A 19,210-nucleotide genomic window follows, 5' to 3' on the forward strand; every position below is an offset into this window, starting at 1 on the left:
CCGGGCGGTGGTTCCGCGAAGCGGGCGGATCACGGGCACGGAGGCGGGAGACGCGTGCCACAGCATCCCCGGTGGGCGGGGCGGGGAGGATGAAGACGATTTTCGGCGCACCGGGGGTGGGTGCCGTGGGGGTGGGCCGGCATGCCGCCGGACGGGGCCCACCCGCGGGCCGCTCCGGGGGGCCGGGGACGGGGGCGGGCCACCGGACGGGTCCGGCCCCGCGCCGTACATGGCGCATCACCCACCGCGACTCCACGCCCGACCAGCCCAGGAGAGCCGCATGCTGCCCACGACCGTGCTCGACAGTCGTCACCTCGCGCCCCACGACCGCTTCGAGTACTGGCGCCAGACCCTCATCTCGCTCATCGCCCCGATGGAGATCACCAGCGACATCACCACCGACTTCCAGGGCCGGTCGCGGCTGATCACGCTGGAGGACATCCGGGTGCTGCCGATCACCATGCGGGCCGTCGAGGCGCGCCGTACTCCCCGCCTCATCCGGCACTCCGACCCCGAACTCCTGCACATCGCGCTGCCCACCCCCGGGGCCTCTCCGCTGGTCGTCAGCCAGAGCGGCGGGCAGCACGTCACCGGCCCGGGCGAGCTGTATCTGGTGGACACCTCGCGGCCCTTCACCGTCGGCGCCACCACCCCCGACCTGCCGTTCGGCGGGGACTGCGTCGAGATTCCCAAGAGCCGGCTGAGCTTGCCCCCGAACACCCCGACCGGCGAAATCCTGGGGCACGCGCTGTCCTCCCGGCACGGCTTCGGCGCGCTGCTCGCCCACTACGTCATCCATCTGCGGCAGCAGTACCGCACCTACCGCCCGGCCGACGTTCCCCGGCTCGCCACCACGCTCGCCGACCTGGTCACCGGGCTGATCACCCACACGCTCGACAGCGCCCCGCCGCGGGACGAGGAGAGCGCGGAGCGCACCCTGCTGCTCGCCGTCAAGATGTTCATCGAGCGGCATCTCACCGACCCCACTCTGAAGCCCGCCGTAGTCGCGGCCCAGCACCATGTCTCCGTACGCCAGTTGCACCGGATCTTTGAGCGGCAGGGCACGACGCCCGCCGCCCACATCCGGCGCCGTCGTCTCGAACGCGCCCACGGTGAGCTGACCGACCCGACGCGCACCCGCGTCCCCGTGCACGCCGTCGCCCGCCGCTGGGGCTTCGCCTCGCACGCGCACTTCACCCGGGCCTACGCGCGGCAGTTCGGCCGCACCCCCAGCGAGGCCAGACGGCTCGTTCTTGACCCGCAGTGCCCGGGATCTTGACTCTCCCCGCCAACCGGCCCCAAGGCTCTGGCGGATCAGGGCGCGCGCCGGTGGAATGACACGTATCAGCAGGTGAGCGGCGCGCCGACCAGAGCGCGGCGCTCACGAGGGGGAGGCGTTGCGAGCCGCGCGGTGCTGCTCCCCGTGTCGGAAAAAGGGGGAAAGAATGCGCTCGAAGAGCATGGCGAGGACCCTCGTCACGGCGACCGTGATCTGCGCTGTCGGTGCGGCCGGCCTGGTGACCACGGGCACCGCCGCGGCGGCGCCGTCCGGGAAGCAGCAGGCGGCGGCTTCCGAGTCCGTCGCCCCGCTCGCCGTGGTCAACCTGGGTCTGACCTCCGCCGAGGCCCAGAAGGTCCAGCGCTGGCTGAGGACGTACTTCAACTACACCGGTGCGATCGACGGGCAGCTGGGCACCGAGAGCTGGAAGGCCATGCAGCGCTTCCTGCGGCAGCAGGCCGGTTACACCGACGCGATCGACGGGATCGTCGGGCCCAACACCATCCGGGCGCTGCAGTACTGGCTGCGACAGGCGAACGGCTACACCGGTGCCATCGACGGGATCGCCGGTGCCGGAACCCAGGCCGCGTTCAAGCGGTTCGCCAACGGACTCGGCTGACTCAAGAGGAGAGAAGCATGCGATCGATGACGTTCACGAAGCCCCTGGTCGCCCTGGTGGCGGTCGCGGGGATCGGTGCGGGGAGTCTGGTGACCGCGGGTACGGCGGTGGCCGCGCCGTCCGGGAAGCAGCAGGTGGTGGCTGCCGAGTCCGTCGCCCCGCTCGCCGTGGTCAACCTGGGTCTGACCTCCGCCGAGGCCCAGAAGCTCCAGCGCTGGCTGAAGACGTACTTCGGCTACACCGGCGCGATCGACGGGCAGCTGGGTACCGAGAGCTGGAAGGCCCTGCAGCGGTTCCTGCGGCAGAGCTCCGGTTACACCGACGCGATCGACGGGATCGTCGGTCCCAACACGGTGAAGGCACTCCAGCGCTGGCTGAAGTCGGCCTGGGGCTACACCGGTGCGATCGACGGGATCGCGGGTTCCGGCACCCAGGCGGCGTTCAAGCGGTTCGCCAACGGGCTTTCCTGACGGTCCGCCGGGAGGGGCGCGCCCGGGACCGGGGGGTGCCACGGGCGGGCCGCGAGGGACGGCAGAAGTGCTCCGGGGGAGATTTCTGCCCGCGCGCGGGGAACGGGGCGGCCCCTGGCCGGGGCCGCCCCGGCGTGTGCCCTTCATGAGGGGGCGGCGCCGCGACGGCGTCGGGTGCCGCCCCGCACGACGAAGAAGGAGAAGGACGTGCGTACGAAGAACATGACCAGGACATTCGTCACGATGACCGCGATCTGCGCGGTCGGTGCGGGGAGTCTGGTGACCGCGGGTACGGCGGTGGCGGCACCGTCCGGTAAGCAGCAGGTGGTGGCCTCCGAGTCCGTCGCCTCGCTCGCCGTGGTCAACCTCGGCCTGAGCACGAGCCAGGCCCAGAGCGTCCAGCGGTGGCTGAGGGACACCTGGGGTTACCGGGGCGCCATCGACGGGCAGCTCGGCACCGAGAGCTGGAAGGCCCTGCAGCGCATGCTGCGGGGAGGCTGGAACTACAACGACGCCATCGACGGGATCGTCGGTCCCAACACGGTGAAGGCCATGCAGCGCTGGCTGAAGGCGGGCTGGGGCTACACCGGTGCGATCGACGGGATCGCGGGCTCCGGAACCCAGGCCGCGTTCAAGCGGTTCGCCAACTACCTGCCCTGACCGACCGTGCCGAGCGGTCCGCCCCGGCCGGGCGGACCGCTCGGCGCTGCCCGGCGGTCCGTCCCCGCCGGGAGAGGGCGCATCATGGTCCTGCTCCCGGGCGCACCGGGGGCGTTCGGGGTGTTGTCCGGCGGGAAGAGAAGGGCCGGTGTGCGGGCATGGGCGTGGGCGCGAGGTGGTCGGACGCTCTGCTGCTGGCGGGGATTCTGCTGGTCGTCGGAGTGATCGCCCTGCTGCTGGAGGACGGGCCGCGGCAGGCCGTGCTCGGGATCGCGGCCATCGGCGGTGGCAGCCTCGTCGGGACCCGGATCCGCGAACGCCGCAGGCCTGGGCGGTGAGGCGTCCGGTGGGCTCAGTCGCCGCCGCCCCCGCCGCCGTCGCCTCCGCCGCCCCCACTGTCGCCGCTGCTTCCGCCGCTCCCGCTGTCGCTGTCGCCGCCACCCCAGCCCCAGCCGCTTCCGCTGTCACCACCGTTACCGCCGTGGTGGTCCGTGTGCGCCGGTGATCCGCCCCCGCGCCCACCCCGGGGCGCGCTGAAACCGCTCCGGAAGGCCCGGAGCGCGATGGATCCCACCACGAGCACCAGCACCACGCCGATCACTATCACCATGAGTTCCGCTCCCCCTCGTGCGTTTTCACACGTTCACGCGTTGTCCACAGGCCCGGACGGGCTGGGGGCAGCCTCCCATAGGATCGCTCCGCAAGGCCGGGGGATTCGGGCGGAGACCGAGGAGAGGGGACGGGAAGCCGTGGAGATCGCTGACATCGGGGAGCTGTGGGACCGGGTCACCGGGACGCAGCCCGCGCCCGAGCTGTGGCTGGTGCTGGCGACCGCCGCCGTGGCACTGGCCGTTGTCACCCCGTACGGGGTGTGGCGGGTCGCCCGGAACACCATCACCATCGCCCACGAGGGCGGTCACGGACTGGTCGCGCTGCTCACCGGCCGCAAGCTCGAAGGCATCCGGCTGCACTCCGACACCTCGGGGCTCACCGTCTCCCGGGGCCGGCCCACCGGCCTCGGCATGATCCTGACCGCCGCCGCCGGGTACACGGCCCCCTCCCTGCTGGGCCTGGGCGGCGCCGCGCTGCTGGCCTCGGGCCGCATCACCGCCCTGCTGTGGGGCGCCACCGCGCTGCTGCTCGCCCTGCTCGTCATGGTGCGCAACGCGTACGGGATGCTCACCGTGCTGCTCACCGGCGCGCTGTTCATCCTGGTTTCCTGGCTCACCGACCCCGAGGTGCAGGCCGCCTTCGCCTATGGCGTGGTGTGGTTCCTGCTGCTGGGCGGGGTCCGCCCGGTGTGGGAGCTCCAGGCCAAACGGCGGCGCGGCGGAGCGGGGGACTCCGACGCCGACCAGCTGGCCCGGCTGACCAGGATGCCCGCGCTGATCTGGCTGCTGTTCTTCCACGCCGTCGTGCTCGCCTGCCTGATAGCCGGCGGTGGCAGCCTGCTGGACGCCGCCGCCCCCTGACCGGGCCCCGTCCCCGCCGATCACCCTCCGTCGCGCACTAAAGTGAGAACCATGACCGACCACAGTCTGACCGCCGACCACTGGCCCGCCCCGCTCGCCTCCGGCGCGGTCGAGGCGACCGTCACGGTGCCCGGCTCCAAGTCGGTCACCAACCGGGCGCTGATCCTCGCCTCGCTCGCCGCCGACCCCAGTTGGGTACGCCGCCCGCTGCGGTCCCGCGACACCCTGCTGATGGCGGAGGCGCTGCGCTCGCTGGGCATCGGCATCGAGGAGACCATCACCTCCTCCTCCAGCTCCGCCGTCACCGGCACCCCCGCGGCCGGCGGCGAATCCTGGCGGATCATCCCCGCCACCCCGCAGGCCCCGGCCACCGTCGATGTCGGCAACGCCGGCACCGTGATGCGCTTCCTGCCGCCGCTGGCCACCCTCGCCGAGGGGCCGGTGCGCTTCGACGGCGACCCCCGTTCGCACGAACGCCCGCTGCACGGCGTCATCGACGCGCTGCGCGTGCTGGGCGCCCGCATCGACGACGACGGGCGCGGCGCGCTGCCGCTGACCGTGCACGGCGCCGGCTCGCTGGACGGCGGACGGGTGGAGGTGGACGCCTCCTCGTCCTCCCAGTTCATCAGCGCCCTGCTGCTGTCGGCGCCGCGCTTCAACCAGGGCGTGGAGGTGCGGCACACCGGTGCCGTCCTGCCCTCGCTGCCGCACATCCGGATGACGGTGGACATGCTGCGCCGGGCCGGCGCCCAGGTGGACTCCCCCGAATCGGGGGCGAGCCCCACCTGTGGCGGGTCGCACCCGGCGCGCTGCTCGGCCGCGACCTGGTCATCGAGCCCGACCTGTCCAACGCCCAGCCGTTCCTGGCCGCCGCGCTGGTCACCGGCGGCAGCGTGACCATCCCCGACTGGCCCTTCCACACCACCCAGGCCGGCGACGCCCTGCGGGAGATCTTCTCCGCGATGGGCGGCGACTGCGTGCTGGACGACCGCGGTCTCACCCTGACCGGCAGCGGCCGGATCCTCGGTATCGACATCGACCTCGGCGAGGTCGGCGAACTCACCCCGGGCATCGCGGCCGTCGCGGCGCTGGCGGAGAGCGAGTCGGTGCTGCGCGGAGTGGCCCATCTGCGGCTGCACGAGACCGACCGGCTCGCGGCCCTCACCCGGGAGATCAACGCGCTGGGCGGCGATGTCACCGAGACCGAGGACGGGCTGCGGATCAGGCCGCGCCCGCTGCACGGCGGCGTGTTCCACACGTACGAGGACCACCGGCTGGCGACCGCGGGCGCCGTTCTGGGGCTGGCGGTGAAGGACCTGGAGGTGGAGGACATCGCCACCACCGGCAAGACCATGCCCGACTTCCCCGAACTGTGGCACGGCATGCTGGCGGGACGCGGCTAGGGCCGGGCGGCACCGCGATGCGCCGGTACGGCAAGCACAGTGATGAGGACGATGTACGGGTCCGGCCTTCCCGGCACGGCAGCCGCCCCCGCACCCACCGGCGCCCCGCGCACGAGGACGCGGCCGAGGGATTCGTTCTGACGGTGGACAGGGGCCGGATCACCTGCCTGGTGGGCGAGGTGACCGTCACCGCGATGAAGGCCCGCGAACTGGGCCGCAAGGCCGTGGTCGTGGGCGACCGGGTCGCGGTGGTCGGCGACCTGTCGGGCAAGCGCGACACCCTGGCACGGATCGTGCGGGTGGAGGAACGCACGTCGGTGCTGCGGCGTACGGCCGACGACGACGATCCGTTCGAGCGGGTGGTGGTCGCCAACGCCGACCAACTGGCCGTCGTCACGGCCCTCGCCGACCCCGAGCCCCGCCCGCGGCTGATCGACCGCTGCCTGGTGGCCGCCTACGACGCCGGGCTTCAGCCGCTGCTGATCCTGACGAAGGCGGACCTGGCCCCGGCCGGGCCGCTGCTGGAGACGTACGCGCCGCTGGGGGTGCGCCATGTGGTGACCAGCGCCGAACGGTTCGAGGACGCGGAATCGGTGGAGCCGGTCCTGGAACTGCTCGCGGACCGGACCACCGCGTTCGTGGGGCACAGCGGCGTCGGCAAGACGACGCTGGTCAACGCCCTGGTGCCGGAACGGCAGCGGGCGACGGGCCACGTCAACGCGGTCACCGGACGGGGCCGGCACACCACCGTCTCCGCCCTGGCCCTGCCGCTGCCCGACTCGGCGGGCTGGGTCATCGACACCCCGGGCGTGCGGTCCTTCGGCCTCCACCACGTCGACCCCTCGCGGGTCATCGGTGCCTTCCCCGACCTGGAGCCGGGCGCGGCCAACTGCCCCCGGGCGTGCAGTCACGACGAACCGGACTGCGCCCTGGACGCGTGGGTGGCCGAGGGCCACGCGGACCCGGCCCGGCTGTACTCGCTGCGCCGGCTGCTGGCCACCCGGGAGCGGACCGCCGGGGACTGACGCACCGCTCCCGCGCGGAACGCCGCCCTCACAAAGCGGCTGTCAGCGGCTCGGTGGGCTGCGCTGCGGTACCGGAGCCGGCCGTCGCCACAGCGGCGGCGCGGGCGGCGGCGGTCCGGTTGGTCAGCAGCACACTGGCCAGCGAGCGGTGCAGCGCGGCCAGCGCACGGACCAGCGGAACCGCGGTCACCAGCAGGAACACCCCTACGGCGGTGGTGAAGGCGACATCGGCGGCGAAGGAGTCGTTGCCCGTGATCAGCTCGTACAGGCCCTGGTTGTCCTCGCCGCGCGGCAGCGCCCAGGCCCAGGCGACGTACAGCAGCCCGCCGGCCCCGCCCACCGTCCAGACCAGGGCCAGACAGAAGCTCACCACGCGCAGCGGGAACGACACCACCATGTGCGCCAGGTCGCGCCACGACTGCGGGTCCGCCAGCGAACGGGCCGTCCGGGCGAAGCCGGTACCGCCCGCGACCCGGTAGTGGTGCGGCGGCAGCGGGCGCCCGGCCAGGGCCTCCAGCTCGCGCCGCTCCACGCGGGCCATGCCCCGGGCGGCCCGCAGCGTACCCGCCAGGACCGGGACGCCGCACACGATCACCAGCGTGCCGACGCCCAGGACGAAGCCGGTGACGGCGACGGTGAAGGCCACGATGCCGACCGGCAACCCGCGCAGCAGAAACGACAGTTCGCGCGGAAAACGGCCACGGGCGGAGGAAGTCGGTGTGCTCATGGGACCAATCCTCTTGCCGCGAACCGCAGTTCAACAGCGGCCTGGGGCGTCAGGAGGGGGTGGTGCCACGTACACCCTCCGCCTCCCGCCACAGCCGGCGCGTCAGCTCCTCCGCGCCCTCCCGCGTGGTGTGCCGGTGCCCGGTGCCCGCCCACAGACTCAGCCCGTGCGGGTCACCCGCGGCGGCCGCAGCGGCGCGCAGCGGCTTCGTCAGCTGGTGCAGCAGCGGGTAGCCGGCCGGGGCGGTGGCGCTGTGGTCCTCGATGAAACGGTTGCGCAGGCCCCGCGCCGGGCGGCCCGAGAAGGCCCGGGTGACCGTGGTCCGCCCGAACGCGCCGGGATCGGCGAGCGCCGCCCGGTACGCCGCGCCCGTACCCGCCTCCGGGGTCCGCAGATACGCCGTGCCCAGCTGAGCCGCCGCCGTGGTGTCGCCGCGCAGCACAGCCGCGATGTCCGCGCCCGTGGCCAGGCCACCGGCGGCGATCAGCGGCAGGCCGGTCCGCTCCCGCACCCGTGCCAGCAGCAGCGGCAACGGGGTGTCGTCCGGGTCGGCCTCCGGATCGAAGCAGCCCCGGTGACCCCCGGCCTCCGGGCCCTGCACACACAGCGCGTCCACCCCCAGCCCGGCCGCCTCCGCCGCCTCCCGCGGTGAGGTGACGGTGGCGACCACGGCCGTCCCGGCGGCGTGCAGCGCCTCCACCGTCGCGGCCGGCGGCGGGCCGAAGGTGAAGGACACCACCGGCACCGGGTCGGCGAGCAGCAGCTCCAGCTTGCGCTCCCAGTGATCGGTGTCCTGGACATCGGGTTCGGGCAGCGCCACCCCGTACCGCTCGGCCTCCACCGCCAGTTCGGCGCGGTAGCGGTACACCGGGGCGAGATCGCCCGGCAGCGGGCGGGGCACGAACACGTTGACGCCGAACGGCCCCGGGCCCACCAGCTCCCGGGTCCGCGCGATCCGTTCCCCCAGCGCCCCGGGGCTCAGATAGCCGGCCGCGAGAAAACCGAGCCCGCCCGCCCGGACCACCGCCGCCACCAGCTCCGGGGTGCCCGGCCCTCCCGCCATCGGGGCCTGGACGATCGGGACGGGCAACCGGAGTACGGAGAACATGGCGGCAGCGTAGCCGCCGCCCCGCACGGTGGAGCGGGCTCCACCCCGGCAGGGGTGGCAGCACGCTCGTGGCCGGGCATCCGCCGCTCGTAGCGTGCCGGTTATGCGAGAGGACGACAGAACGGTGAGCGCGGCGCCCGGGGAACCGGCGCTGCGGCTCGACCGGGTGAGCCGGACGTACCCGGGCGGGCGGGCCCCCGCGCTGAACGGGATCGACCTGGAGGTGCCGCGCGCCCGGTTCCTCGCCGTGCTGGGCCGCTCGGGCTCGGGCAAGTCCACGCTGCTGCGGTGCGCGGCCGGTCTGGAACGCCCCACCGGCGGCGCGGTCCACCTGGGCGGGGTGCCGCTGGCCGGGCTCCGCGCGACAGCGCTGACCCGGCTGCGCCGCGACCGGATCGGCTTCGTCTTCCAGGAACTCAACCTGGTGGACTCGCTGACGGTCCTCCAGAACACCGCGCTGCCCCTGCTGCTGGCCGGGGCGGGCGAGGGGGAGGCCACGCGGGCGCGGGCGCTGCGGGTGCTGGAGGAGGTTGGGCTGGCGGACCGCGCCGCCGAACCACCGGGCCGGCTCTCGGGCGGACAGCGGCAGCGGGTCGCCATCGCCCGCGCCCTGATCACCGAGCCGGACATCATCTTCGCGGACGAACCCACCGGCGCGCTGGACCCGGTGACGGCCGAGGGAGTCCTCGCGCTGCTGCGCCGGGCGGTGGACGCGCACGGGCACACCGTGGTGATGGTGACGCACGACCCGGTCGCCGCCGGGCACGCGGACGAGGCGATCGTCCTGGACGGGGGCCGGATCGTACGGCGGCTGGAACGGCCGTCCGCCGGCCAGGTGCTGGGCGCGCTGCGGACGGTGGCCGCGTGAAGGAGTCCCTCGCGCTGCTGGCCCGGGCGTCCGGGCGGTACCACCGGCGGTCGTGGCGCGCGGTGTCCCTCGCGCTGGCGGCGACCTCGCTGCTGCTCGGCTGCTTCGCGCTCGCCGCGCTGACCACCGCGTTCGGGCACCCGGAACCCGAACGCTATGCGGGCGCCGAGGTCGTGGTGGCGGCGGATCAGCACACCCGCCACCGCGGCGCGACGGCGCCGCTGACGGAACGGGTGCGGGTGCCGCGGACGGTGGTGGACCTGCTGGAGTCCGTACCGGGGGTGGCGCGTGCCGTCGCGGACGAGGAGTTCACGGTACGGACGGACACCGTGGCCCAGCTGCCGGGCCGGCCGTGGCCGGCCGCCGCGCTGGCCCCCTGGGGGCTGGTGGCGGGGCGGGAGCCGGTCGCCGCGGACGAGGTCGTCGCCTCGGCCGGGCTGGGGGTGCCGCTCGGCGCCGAGTTGGACGTGCGGGTCGGGCAGGACACGTCCGTACGCCGGGTGGTGGGCCTGGCCGAGGGCCCGGCGGCGCTGTGGTTCACGGCGCCGGAGGCCGCCGCGCTGGCGGGCCACCCGGACTCCGTCGACGCGATCGGGCTGCTCGCCGAACCGGGCGTGGGCGCGGGCGCGGTGCGCACGGCGGTGCGGCAGGCACTGGACGCGGCGGGCGCGGTCGACGCCCGGCCGCAGGAGGTGCGCCCGGCCGGGGATTCCGGCACGCTGCGGGCCCTGATCGGCGACGGACGCGGCGCGGCGGAGTTCTTGACGGCGCAGCCGGTGCGGACGGGGCTGCTGGCGCTGTTCGGCGCGATCGGCGGATCGGTGCTGCTGATCGCAGGACTGGTCCTGGCGACGCTGGTGGCGCGGGCGCTGCGGCAACGCGCCGGGGAGCTGGCGCTGTTGCACGCGGTGGGGGCCACCGCCGGGCAGCTGCGTGGTGCGGTGGCCCGTGAGGTGGCCGTCGTCGCGGCGCGCGCCGCGCTGCTGGGGGCGGTGGCCTCCGTACCGCTGTTCGTGGTGCTGTGGCCGCTGGTCACGGCGGAGGCCGCGCCGTACGGTCTGGCGCTGCCGGTCCTCCCCTGGACGCTCCCGGCACCACTGATCACGGCGGGCCTGACCGTGGCGACGGCCGTCCTGGCCACGCTGCCCGCCACCGGCGGGGCGACCGGGGCCCCGCGCTCCCGGACCGCGCGCCCGGCCGGTGCCCCCCGACCGATACCCGCCGCCACCGGCCGACAGGCCGGCCCCCGGCTCGGCGAGGCCGGTCCGGCGGTTCCCGCCCCGGCGGCCCGGCTCGTCGGCTCCGCCGCCTCGCCCGTCCCGCCCCCCGGCCCCGGTGGGCGGAAGGCCGGTGGGCTGGTGCTGCTGGGGATGGGGCTGATGTCCGCCGCCGGTGGTGCCGTGCTGCCGGGGGAGGGAGCCGCCGCCGCGGCCGGTGCCGCCGTGGTGGTCATGGTCATCGGCTGCGCGCTGCTCGGGCCGTGGATCGCGGCGTGGATGGTGGCGGTCACCGGCGGGGCGCTGCGCAGGTTCGGCGGAGTGGGCGGCCGGCTGGCCGCCGCGCAGGGGCGGGCCGGCGCCCCCCGGCTCGGCGCCGCCGTCGTGTCCATCGTGCTGGTGACGGCCTTCGCCGTCGTCCAGCTCGCGGCCGGTGCCACCGCGCAGCGCGCCGGGGAGCAACAGGCCCGCGCCACCGGCCCGGCCGAAGGGATCCACAGCACCGTGCTGGTCGCGCGCAGCGAGCTGGGGGAGGCCGTGCTCGACCGGCTGCCGGTGCTCGGGGTCACCCCCGGGGACCCGGCCTTCGACCCCGGGGTGCGCGACGGTGACCTCGCCGGTCTGGGGACGGGGACGGTCGCGGTCGGCGCGGACCGGGCCCGCACGCTCGGCGCCGGGGTCGGGGACACCGTCACGCTGCGGTACGGCGACGGTGTGGAGGAGAGCCTGCGGATCGTGGCCCTCTACACGCGCTCCCTCGCGGTGGGCGATTTCCTCTTCGACCGCGCGCAACTCGCCGCCCATGTCGCGGACCCGGCCGCACCGGCGGCAGCCGTACGCACCCCGGTGGCCCTGGAGGGCGCCGCGCTGGAGAGCGGGCTCTCGGCCACCGCCGTGGCCGGGCTGTGCGCGCTGGCGCTGCTCGCCGTGTTCTCCACCCTCGCGGTCTCCGCCGTGGGCCGCCGCCCCGAGCTGGAACTGCTGCACCGGCTGGGTGCCGGGCGCGGGCAGCTGTGGACGATGCTGGTGTTGGAAGCCGCCCTGGTGGCCCTGACCGGGACGCTGCTCGGGGTCGCCGTGGCCGCCGTGCCGCTGCTGGGCTTCAGCTGGGCCGTGCTGCACACGCTGCCGTGGCTGCCGCCGCTCCAGGCGGCGCTGATCGGCACGGCGGTGCTCCTCACCACGGCCGCCGGGGCGCTGCTGCCGGCCCGGCGGGCGCTGCGGGTCAGGCGTTGAGATAGGCGAGCACCGCCCTGACCCGGCGGTGTCCGGAGTCGGTGGGCGGCAGATTCAGCTTCACGAAGACGTTGCCGATGTGCTTGTGGACCGAGCGTTCGGTGATGACGAGGGCGGCGGCGATGGTCGCGTTGTCGTGGCCCTCCGCCATCAGGTGGAGGACCTCCCGCTCGCGCGGGGTCAGTTCGCCCAGCGGGTCGCCGCGCCGCTGCCGGGACATCAGCTCGGTGACGACCTCGGGGTCCAGCGCGGTGCCGCCCGCCACCACCCGGTCCAGGGCGTCCAGGAAGTCGTCGACCCGGCCCACCCGGTCCTTGAGCAGATAGCCCACGCCGCGTGCGCCGCCGCCGAGCAGTTCGGCGGCGTAGGTCTGCTCCACGTACTGCGACAGCACCAGCACCGGCAGCCCCGGCAGCTGTTCGCGGGCCGCCAGCGCCGCCCGCAGGCCCTCGTCGCGGAAGCCGGGCGGCAGCCGCACGTCCAGGACCGCCACGTCCGGGCGGTGTTCCAGGAGGAGGGGCAGCACCTCGGGCCCGGTGGCCGCAACCCCGGCCACCTCGTGACCGGCCGAGCGCAGCAGCAGGACCATGCCCTCCCGCAGCAGGGCGTTGTCCTCGGCGATCACCACACGCACGGCAGCTCCACTTCGATCTCGGTCGGTCCTCCGGCCGGCGACTGCACCCGCACGGTTCCGTCCAGGGCTGCCACCCGGCGGCGGATGCCGCTCAGGCCGGTGCCCCGTGTCTCGTCGGCGCCGCCCCGGCCGGTGTCGCGCACCCGCACCCGCAGCACGGTACGCCCGGCGTCCCCGGTGAGGTCCAGGTCCACGGTGGCGTGCTGCGCACCGCTGTGCTTGGCGGCGTTGGTCAGCGATTCGGCGACGGTGAAGTACGCGGCGGTCTCCACCGAGGCCGGGGCGCGCGGCCCGGTCTCCAGGGCGTCGGCGACCGTGACGGCGACCTCCAGGCCGCTGCCGGCCGCCAGCGCCCGCACGGCGCCGGCCAGGCCGCGGTCGGTGAGCACCGGCGGGTGGATGCCGCGGACGACGTGCCGCAGTTCGCCCAGTGCCTCCTCCGCCTGGTCCTGTGCCTCGTCCAGCAGCCGCCGCGCGGTCTCCGGGTCGCGGTCGTAGGCGCGGCGGGCCAGCCCCAGGCGCATGGACAGCGCCACCAGATGGGCCTGCGCGCCGTCGTGCAGGTCGCGCTCGATCCGGCGCAGTTCGGCGCCGTGCGCCGTGATCGCGCCGGCGCGGGTCGCGGTCAGCTGTTCCACGCGTTCGGCGAGCCGGACGGTGGGCGAGGGCAGCAGCAGGATCCGGGACCAGCGCGCGGAGAGGTCGGCGAGCCGGGTGATCAGGGGCAGGACCAGGGGCGGGCGGCGCAGCAGGCCGTGCCAGACGCCGTCCGCCAGCAGCCCGATGGGCCACAGCAGCAGGACCGCGTAGCTCAGGGCGGGCCCGTACAGCAGGTGAGCGCCCAGCCAGCGCAGGTCGCGGTGGGTGCTGGGGTCGGTGACGGACAGCCGTACCCGTTCGTACAGGTTGCCGGTCAGCGGCGGGTAGTGCTCGGGGACCGGGACGCCGCTCCACCGCGCGCTGCGGGTGCGCTCGAAGTGCGCCACCCGGCGCAGCAGCAGGACGAACTCCGGCAGTGCCGCCGCGCCGATCACCAGCAGGGAGGCGCCGGCCGCCGTCAGCCCCACGCCGACCATCAGATAGTTGAACAGACCGAGCGCGCCGCCGATCAGCAGATGGATCGAGGCCCGCCAGGTCGTCCGGAGCAGCTCAGGCACCCGCACAGCGTAGGGGAGCGGACGGCGCGGGCGCGGTGGAGCCCGCTCCACCATGCTCCGGGGGGTCCGCACGCTCGGCACGCCGCGGTGTGCAAACCAGACTGGGGCCCATGAAACCGCTGCTCTGGTGTGTGCTTCTCCTTTCCCTGACCGTCAATCTGAGCGTCAACTTCGTCGTCGACGAGGGGGCGTTGCAGATTCTGCTGAGCGTCTGTTCCGGGGTGGTGCTCATCGGTTCGGGCATCGGCCTGTGGATGCTGCGCGACCGGGGCGACGCTCAGGTGTACTGATCCGCCGGGGATACTGGTCCGTATGGCCGACTACCACGACGATCTGCGGCTGGCCCATGTGCTGGCGGACGCCGCCGACGCGCTCACCATGGACCGCTTCAAGGCGATCGACCTCCAGGTGGCCACCAAGCCCGACATGACGCCCGTCACCGAGGCGGACCGCGCGGTGGAGGAGCTGATCCGCTCCCAGCTGGGCCGGGCCCGGCCGCGCGACAGCGTCCTGGGCGAGGAGTACGGCACCAGCCAGGGGGCGGACACCGCCCGGCGCTGGATCATCGATCCCATCGACGGCACCAAGAACTATGTGCGCGGTGTCCCGGTGTGGGCCACCCTGATCGCGCTGCTGGAGCGGGACGCGGACGGCGTGGAACGTCCCGTCGTCGGCCTGGTCTCCGCCCCGGCGCTGCACCGCCGCTGGTGGGCGGCGCTGGGGTCCGGCGCGTACACCGGGCGCAACCTGGCCTCCGCGACCCGGATGCGGGTCTCGCAGGTGGGGGAGGTGGCGGACGCCTCGTTCGCCTACTCCTCGCTCACCGGCTGGCAGGAGCGCGGCAAGCTGGGCAGCTTCCTGGAACTGTCCCGCAAGGTGTGGCGCACCCGCGCCTACGGGGATTTCTGGCCGTACATGATGGTCGCCGAGGGCTCGGTCGATCTGTGTGCCGAGCCGGAGCTGTCGGTGTGGGACATGGCGGCCAACGCGATCATCGTCACCGAGGCCGGGGGCCGGTTCACCGCGCTGGACGGCACGGACGGTCCCCTCGGCGCGGACGGCGCGGCCTCCAACGGGCTGCTGCACGACGCGCTGCTGGCGCACCTGGGGTACGTGCCGGGCGCCGCGTAGCCACGCCGCGTCCGTTCCGTTCTCCGCACAGGCCGGAGCGGCCGTCCCCGCCCACGGGGTCCGGCCGCTCCGGTTTTGTTACGGCAGGCGCCGGTCAGCCACGGAGGGCCTGTACCGCGGTCTGCAGCCGCTTGCCGTAATCCTCGTCCGCCCGGCGGAAGTTCTCGATCGCCCGCTCGGCGATGTCGTCCCGCGACACCTGGGCGATGAAGCCGGCCAGGTTGTTGATCAGGCGTTCCTTCTCCTCCTCCGACATCAGCCGGTAGAGGTTGCCGGCCTGCACGAAGTCGTCGTCCTCGGCGTGCGAGGGCGTCGCGTGCCCGTCGGTGGTGCCGGTGACGGTGACCGGCTCCCACAGCGGGCGGCCGGTCTCGGCCGGGCCGCCGAAGGAGTTCGGCTCGTAGTTCTTCGCGCCGCCGTGCCGGCCGTCGTACATGACGCCGTCCCGGCCGTGGGTGCGGGCCTCGGTGGCGTGCGGACGGTTCACCGGCAGGTGGTCGGCGTTGATGCCGACGCGGTAGCGGTGGGCGTCGCCGTACCCGAACAGCCGGCCCTGGAGCATCTTGTCGGGGGACGGGCCGATGCCCGGCACGAAGTGGTGCGGGGAGAAGATCGACTGCTCGACCTCGGCGAAGATGTTCTGCGGGTTGCGGTTCAGCTCCAGCTTGCCGATCGTGATCGGCGGATAGTCCGCGTGCGGCCACACCTTGGTGAGGTCGAACGGGTTGAAGCGGTAGGTGGCCGCCTCGTTCGCCGGCATGATCTGCACCTGCACGGTCCAGCTCGGGAAGTCACCGTTCTCGATGGAGACGCGCAGGTCGCGCTGGTGGCTGTCGGGGTCCTGGCCCGCGAGCACCGCCGCCTCCTCGGAGGTGAGGTTCTTGATGCCCTGGTCGGTCTTGAAGTGGTACTTGACCCAGAAGACCTCGCCGTCCTCGTTCGCCCACTGGAAGGTGTGCGAACCGAACCCGTCCAGGTGGCGGTAGGAGGCCGGGATGCCCCGGTCGCCGAACAGCCAGGTCACCTGGTGGGTGGACTCGGGCGACAGGCCCCAGAAGTCCCAGACGTTGTCCGCCTCCTGGGAGCCGGTGTACGGGTCGCGCTTCTGGGTGTGGATGAAGTCCGGGAACTTGATGGCGTCCCTGATGAAGAACACCGGGGTGTTGTTCCCGACGAGGTCGTAGTTGCCTTCCTCGGTGTAGAACTTCAGCGCGAAGCCGCGCGGGTCGCGGACGGCGTCGGCGGAGCCGAGGTTGCCGGCCACGGTGGAGAAGCGCAGGAAGACCTCGGTCTCCTTGCCGATCTCCGACAGGAACTTCGCCCGGGTGTACGGGGTGACGTCCGCGGTGACGGTGAAGGTGCCGTAGGCGCCGGCGCCGCGCGCGTGCACGATGCGCTCGGGGATGCGCTCCCGGTTGAAGTGGGCCAGCTTCTCGATGAGGTGCTGGTCCTGGATCAGGCCGGGGCCGCCCGCGCCCGCCGTCTGGCTGTTCTGGTTGTCGGCTACCGGTGCGCCGGCCTCCGTGGTGAGCGGTCCCGCCGCGGTCTGGTCGGTCATCCCTCTTCACGCCCTTCGTTCATGCATCCTCAAGCGGCTTCGGTGCGGACTCTTGGCCTCCGCTGAATCCGATCCTATATTGGACTTAGTCCAAGTCAAGACGTGGCCCGAAGTCATACGAAGTCGGGCCACCGGGAGGCTCGCGCTAGGGTGGAACCATGAGTGACCTGCTACAACGACTCCGGGACCGTGGCTGGCGGCTCACCGCGCAGCGGCGTGTCATCGCCGAGGTGCTGGACGGTGAGCATGTGCACTACACGGCGGAAGAGGTGCACGCCCGCGCCGTCGCGCGCCTGCCGGAGATCTCGCGCGCCTCCGTCTACAACACCCTCGGTGAGCTGGTCGCCCTCGGGGAGATCATCGAGGTCACCACGGACGGGCGCGCGAAGCGGTACGACCCCAACGCGCACCACCCCCATCAGCACCTGGTCTGCTCCGGCTGCGGCACCATCCGCGATGTCCGGCTTGCTACCGATCCGCTGCGGGCGCTGCCGGAGGACGAGCGGTTCGGCTTCACTGTCTCGGAGGTCGCGGTCACGTACTACGGGCGCTGCCCGAGCTGTTCGAACCCTGTTCGCAGCTGATTTGCCCTGCTCGGCAGCGTGGGGTTAGAGTTAAGCCATCGCCGCGGGGTGGAGCAGCTCGGTAGCTCGCTGGGCTCATAACCCAGAGGTCGCAGGTTCAAATCCTGTCCCCGCTACGGAAGCCGAAGGGCCCGGATCCGATCAGGATCCGGGCCCTTCGCACGTTCCGGGAGCGAACGGGGAGAATCAACGCCATGGACGCTACTCTTCAGTATCTTCTGGACCTGCTCGACCTTGAGCCGATCGAGCAGGACATCTTCCGGGGCGCCAGCCACCCCTCGGTCATCCCCCGGGTCTTCGGCGGGCAGGTCGCGGCGCAGGCCCTGGTCGCCGCCTGCCGCACGGTGCCGCCGGACCGGCTGCCGCACTCGCTGCACTCCTACTTCCTGCGCGGCGGGGATCCCGGCGCGCCCATCGTCTACACCGTGGACCGCATCCGGGACGGCCGCTCCTTCACCACCCGGCGTGTGGTGGCGATCCAGCACGGGCAGCCGATCTTCCATCTGTCGGCGTCCTTCCAGCTCCCGGAGACCGGGCTCGAACACCAGGAGCCGATGCCCGAGGCCCCGGACCCCGAGACGCTGCCGGGCGGGGAAGAGGTGCTGCACCGGTACGCGGACCGGTTCGCGCACCCGGCGGTGGCCGAGCTGCTGCTGGAGGCGCGGCGGGCGGTGGACCTGCGGTACGTGGCGGAGCCGCCGTTCGCGACGGCGGGGGAGCGGCGCGAGCCGCGCTCGCAGGTGTGGTTCCGCACCAACGGGAAGCTGGACGGCGAGCGCGACGACCCGATGCTGCACATCTGCCTGGCCACGTACGTCTCGGACATGACGCTGCTGGACTCGGTGCTGCTGGCGCACGGGCGCGGCGGCTGGGCGGTGGGCGACGTGGTGGGCGCGAGCCTGGACCACGCGATGTGGTTCCACCGGCCGTTCCGGGCCGACGAGTGGCTGCTGTACGACACGGAATCGCCGACCTCGGGCGGCGGGCGCGGGCTGGCCAGGGGCCGGATCTTCACCCGGGACGGCCGGCTGGCGGTCTCGGTGATCCAGGAGGGCGTCGTCCGGGTGCCCCGGCGCGAGCAGGAGTGATCGCCCGGGCACGTGTGTGCCCGGCGGCCTCTCAGTGGGCCGGCGGGCGCCGGGCCCAGGTGGTCCACAGCGGTCGGTAGCCCGCCCGGTGCCAGAACGGGCCCGAGAGCGGGCTGAGCGCGGCGTAGTGCAGCAGGGTGTGGGTGGCACCCGCCTCGGCCAGGGCCAGGTGCGCGGTGCGGACCAGCGCCGTACCCGTGCCGCAGCCGCGCTCGGCCGCCTCGACCATGAGGGTGGAGAGATAGCCCACACGCCGGGCGGCGACCTGCCGGGCGGCCCAGGCGGCCTCCTCGGGCGGTTCGACCGAGAGCAGTCCGGTGATCCGGCGGTTGCGCTCGGCCAGCCACACCCAGGCGCCGGGAGCGGCCAGCCGCTGCCGGGCGTGGTGCGCTGAGGACTCGCGCGGCATCGTCGAGCCGAACTGCGCGTCCCAGCGCAGCTCGTCCAGCCACAGGGCCACCGCCCGGTCGAGATCGCCGGCGTCGGCCGGCGCCAGCGGGCGCACCAGGAGATCGCCGGCCCGTGCGGCGCGGCCCGGCGGCGGTCCGGTGGTGGCGGCGCGCACGGCGGTGACGGTCTTCGGGGTGAAGCCGTGGGCGAGCAGGGTGGCGGTGACCTCGGTGTCGCGGCTGGGCCAGGTGAACACGGCCTCGCTGTCGCCCGGCGCCGGGCGGGCGGCGGCCATCCGCCGGTCCCAGGCGGTCAGCAGCGTGTCCAGGGCGCGGGCCGGGTCGGGGCCGGTGAGCCGGGCGTACAGCTGATGCTGATCGAGCGCCGCCCAGCTGGCCTCGTACGCCTGCGGATCGACGCGCCGCCGCCGGTAGCGGCCCTCGGCGCCCGGGAGGGTGAAGGTGATGTCGCCCTCGACGGGTGCTGGCAGCGCGTGCACGGAGGGCAGCAGGGGGTCCAGGACCCGCAGCCGGGTCTCCATGGGGGTGGTCGTGTTCGTGCTCGTACGGGTCACGGGCGTCACG

The 19,210-nt window shown here is 73.9% G+C and carries 20 protein-coding genes, 1 tRNA gene and 1 pseudogene; 15 read left to right on the top strand and 7 right to left on the bottom strand.

From position 1 onward, the window contains the following. Positions 1–280: 280 nt before the first annotated feature. From SXIM_RS18880 to SXIM_RS18900, 5 genes are all read left to right on the top strand, one after another. Positions 281–1,279, top strand: a complete 999-nt coding sequence (locus SXIM_RS18880; protein ID WP_046724730.1) for a helix-turn-helix domain-containing protein — start codon at positions 281–283, stop codon at positions 1,277–1,279. A 166-nt stretch (positions 1,280–1,445) separates the two neighbouring features. Continuing rightward, positions 1,446–1,898 carry a peptidoglycan-binding domain-containing protein gene (locus SXIM_RS18885; protein WP_046724731.1) on the top strand — a complete coding sequence of 151 codons (453 nt, stop codon included), beginning with the start codon at positions 1,446–1,448 and terminating at the stop codon, positions 1,896–1,898. Between the two features lie 17 nt (positions 1,899–1,915). Continuing rightward, positions 1,916–2,368 carry a peptidoglycan-binding domain-containing protein gene (locus SXIM_RS18890; protein WP_046724732.1) on the top strand — a complete coding sequence of 151 codons (453 nt, stop codon included), beginning with the start codon at positions 1,916–1,918 and terminating at the stop codon, positions 2,366–2,368. 243 nt (positions 2,369–2,611) lie between these two features. Then, positions 2,612–3,028, top strand: coding sequence for a peptidoglycan-binding domain-containing protein (locus SXIM_RS18895; RefSeq protein WP_078847105.1), 417 nt, complete (start codon positions 2,612–2,614; stop codon positions 3,026–3,028). Between the two features lie 158 nt (positions 3,029–3,186). Continuing rightward, positions 3,187–3,366: a hypothetical protein gene (locus SXIM_RS18900; protein ID WP_046724733.1), complete on the top strand. Its 180-nt coding sequence runs from the start codon at positions 3,187–3,189 to the stop codon at positions 3,364–3,366. Positions 3,367–3,380: 14 nt separating this feature from the next. On the opposite strand, the gene SXIM_RS18905 is transcribed toward SXIM_RS18900, so the two are convergent. Next, complete coding sequence (locus tag SXIM_RS18905; protein WP_053116251.1) at positions 3,381–3,638, bottom strand: hypothetical protein; 258 nt, start codon at positions 3,636–3,638, stop codon at positions 3,381–3,383. A gap of 139 nt (positions 3,639–3,777) precedes the next feature. On the opposite strand from SXIM_RS18905, the gene SXIM_RS18910 reads away from it, so the two are divergent. The 3 genes and pseudogenes from SXIM_RS18910 (at position 3,778) to rsgA (ending at position 6,928) form a co-directional block, all read left to right on the top strand. Further along, entirely contained in the window at positions 3,778–4,500 is a 723-nt protein-coding gene (locus SXIM_RS18910; protein ID WP_030737137.1) for a M50 family metallopeptidase, read from the top strand. A gap of 51 nt (positions 4,501–4,551) precedes the next feature. Next, positions 4,552–5,903: pseudogene (gene aroA, locus SXIM_RS18915) on the top strand (3-phosphoshikimate 1-carboxyvinyltransferase). Positions 5,904–5,920: 17 nt separating this feature from the next. After that, the gene (rsgA, locus tag SXIM_RS18920; protein ID WP_030737131.1) at positions 5,921–6,928 is read left to right on the top strand and encodes a ribosome small subunit-dependent GTPase A; all 1,008 of its coding nucleotides are present in this window, start codon (positions 5,921–5,923) and stop codon (positions 6,926–6,928) included. 28 nt (positions 6,929–6,956) lie between these two features. On the opposite strand, the gene SXIM_RS18925 is transcribed toward rsgA, so the two are convergent. Further along, positions 6,957–7,655, bottom strand: coding sequence for a sensor domain-containing protein (locus SXIM_RS18925; protein WP_078846977.1), 699 nt, complete (start codon positions 7,653–7,655; stop codon positions 6,957–6,959). Positions 7,656–7,704: 49 nt separating this feature from the next. After that, positions 7,705–8,763 carry an NAD(P)H-dependent flavin oxidoreductase gene (locus SXIM_RS18930; protein ID WP_046725777.1) on the bottom strand — a complete coding sequence of 353 codons (1,059 nt, stop codon included), beginning with the start codon at positions 8,761–8,763 and terminating at the stop codon, positions 7,705–7,707. 103 nt (positions 8,764–8,866) lie between these two features. On the opposite strand from SXIM_RS18930, the gene SXIM_RS18935 reads away from it, so the two are divergent. Together SXIM_RS18935 and SXIM_RS18940 are read left to right on the top strand one after the other, a co-directional pair. Then, positions 8,867–9,631 carry an ABC transporter ATP-binding protein gene (locus SXIM_RS18935; protein WP_046724734.1) on the top strand — a complete coding sequence of 255 codons (765 nt, stop codon included), beginning with the start codon at positions 8,867–8,869 and terminating at the stop codon, positions 9,629–9,631. Next, positions 9,628–12,084 carry an ABC transporter permease gene (locus SXIM_RS18940; RefSeq protein ID WP_046724735.1) on the top strand — a complete coding sequence of 819 codons (2,457 nt, stop codon included), beginning with the start codon at positions 9,628–9,630 and terminating at the stop codon, positions 12,082–12,084. Before SXIM_RS18935 ends, SXIM_RS18940 begins: the two co-directional genes overlap by 4 nt. Here the strand turns inward: SXIM_RS18940 and SXIM_RS18945 are convergent. Together SXIM_RS18945 and SXIM_RS18950 are read right to left on the bottom strand one after the other, a co-directional pair. Further along, on the bottom strand, positions 12,074–12,718 hold the full coding sequence (locus SXIM_RS18945) for a response regulator transcription factor (RefSeq protein ID WP_046724736.1): 645 nt from the start codon (positions 12,716–12,718) through the stop codon (positions 12,074–12,076). The two genes, SXIM_RS18940 and SXIM_RS18945, sit on opposite strands and share 11 nt — an antisense overlap. Then, positions 12,706–13,875 carry a sensor histidine kinase gene (locus tag SXIM_RS18950; RefSeq protein ID WP_046724737.1) on the bottom strand — a complete coding sequence of 390 codons (1,170 nt, stop codon included), beginning with the start codon at positions 13,873–13,875 and terminating at the stop codon, positions 12,706–12,708. Before SXIM_RS18950 ends, SXIM_RS18945 begins: the two co-directional genes overlap by 13 nt. Positions 13,876–13,985: 110 nt before the next feature. Here SXIM_RS18950 and SXIM_RS18955 point away from each other — a divergent pair, with 110 nt between their 5' ends. Both SXIM_RS18955 and hisN read left to right on the top strand, forming a co-directional pair. Then, on the top strand, positions 13,986–14,165 hold the full coding sequence (locus tag SXIM_RS18955; RefSeq protein ID WP_046724738.1) for a hypothetical protein: 180 nt from the start codon (positions 13,986–13,988) through the stop codon (positions 14,163–14,165). 22 nt (positions 14,166–14,187) lie between these two features. Beyond that, positions 14,188–15,006 (top strand): histidinol-phosphatase, encoded by an 819-nt coding sequence (gene hisN / locus SXIM_RS18960; protein WP_046724739.1) that lies wholly within the window; start codon positions 14,188–14,190, stop codon positions 15,004–15,006. 94 nt (positions 15,007–15,100) lie between these two features. Here hisN and SXIM_RS18965 read toward each other — a convergent pair whose 3' ends face one another. After that, positions 15,101–16,564, bottom strand: coding sequence for a catalase (locus SXIM_RS18965; RefSeq protein WP_046724740.1), 1,464 nt, complete (start codon positions 16,562–16,564; stop codon positions 15,101–15,103). A 158-nt stretch (positions 16,565–16,722) separates the two neighbouring features. Here SXIM_RS18965 and SXIM_RS18970 point away from each other — a divergent pair, with 158 nt between their 5' ends. The 3 genes from SXIM_RS18970 (at position 16,723) to tesB (ending at position 18,236) form a co-directional block, all read left to right on the top strand. After that, positions 16,723–17,148 carry a Fur family transcriptional regulator gene (locus SXIM_RS18970; RefSeq protein ID WP_046724741.1) on the top strand — a complete coding sequence of 142 codons (426 nt, stop codon included), beginning with the start codon at positions 16,723–16,725 and terminating at the stop codon, positions 17,146–17,148. Positions 17,149–17,190: 42 nt separating this feature from the next. Continuing rightward, a tRNA-Met gene (locus SXIM_RS18975) sits at positions 17,191–17,264 on the top strand. A 78-nt stretch (positions 17,265–17,342) separates the two neighbouring features. After that, positions 17,343–18,236, top strand: a complete 894-nt coding sequence (gene tesB / locus SXIM_RS18980; RefSeq protein WP_030737098.1) for an acyl-CoA thioesterase II — start codon at positions 17,343–17,345, stop codon at positions 18,234–18,236. A 31-nt stretch (positions 18,237–18,267) separates the two neighbouring features. Here tesB and SXIM_RS18985 read toward each other — a convergent pair whose 3' ends face one another. Next, positions 18,268–19,209: a GNAT family N-acetyltransferase gene (locus SXIM_RS18985; protein WP_148236136.1), complete on the bottom strand. Its 942-nt coding sequence runs from the start codon at positions 19,207–19,209 to the stop codon at positions 18,268–18,270. Position 19,210: the final 1 nt, after the last annotated feature.

The organism is Streptomyces xiamenensis, assembly GCF_000993785.3.
Classification (GTDB): Bacteria; Actinomycetota; Actinomycetes; order Streptomycetales; family Streptomycetaceae; genus Streptomyces; species Streptomyces xiamenensis.

Coding starts and splice junctions, on each gene's coding strand:
- SXIM_RS18935 (WP_046724734.1), top strand. CDS start 8,867: ATGCGAGAGGACGACAGAACGGTGAGCGCGGCGCCCGGGGAACCGGCG.
- rsgA (WP_030737131.1), top strand. CDS start 5,921: ATGCGCCGGTACGGCAAGCACAGTGATGAGGACGATGTACGGGTCCGG.
- hisN (WP_046724739.1), top strand. CDS start 14,188: ATGGCCGACTACCACGACGATCTGCGGCTGGCCCATGTGCTGGCGGAC.
- SXIM_RS18905 (WP_053116251.1), bottom strand. CDS start 3,638: ATGGTGATAGTGATCGGCGTGGTGCTGGTGCTCGTGGTGGGATCCATC.
- SXIM_RS18900 (WP_046724733.1), top strand. CDS start 3,187: ATGGGCGTGGGCGCGAGGTGGTCGGACGCTCTGCTGCTGGCGGGGATT.
- SXIM_RS18955 (WP_046724738.1), top strand. CDS start 13,986: ATGAAACCGCTGCTCTGGTGTGTGCTTCTCCTTTCCCTGACCGTCAAT.
- SXIM_RS18965 (WP_046724740.1), bottom strand. CDS start 16,564: ATGACCGACCAGACCGCGGCGGGACCGCTCACCACGGAGGCCGGCGCA.
- tesB (WP_030737098.1), top strand. CDS start 17,343: ATGGACGCTACTCTTCAGTATCTTCTGGACCTGCTCGACCTTGAGCCG.
- SXIM_RS18970 (WP_046724741.1), top strand. CDS start 16,723: ATGAGTGACCTGCTACAACGACTCCGGGACCGTGGCTGGCGGCTCACC.
- SXIM_RS18925 (WP_078846977.1), bottom strand. CDS start 7,655: ATGAGCACACCGACTTCCTCCGCCCGTGGCCGTTTTCCGCGCGAACTG.
- SXIM_RS18880 (WP_046724730.1), top strand. CDS start 281: ATGCTGCCCACGACCGTGCTCGACAGTCGTCACCTCGCGCCCCACGAC.
- SXIM_RS18885 (WP_046724731.1), top strand. CDS start 1,446: ATGCGCTCGAAGAGCATGGCGAGGACCCTCGTCACGGCGACCGTGATC.
- SXIM_RS18930 (WP_046725777.1), bottom strand. CDS start 8,763: ATGTTCTCCGTACTCCGGTTGCCCGTCCCGATCGTCCAGGCCCCGATG.
- SXIM_RS18890 (WP_046724732.1), top strand. CDS start 1,916: ATGCGATCGATGACGTTCACGAAGCCCCTGGTCGCCCTGGTGGCGGTC.
- SXIM_RS18895 (WP_078847105.1), top strand. CDS start 2,612: ATGACCGCGATCTGCGCGGTCGGTGCGGGGAGTCTGGTGACCGCGGGT.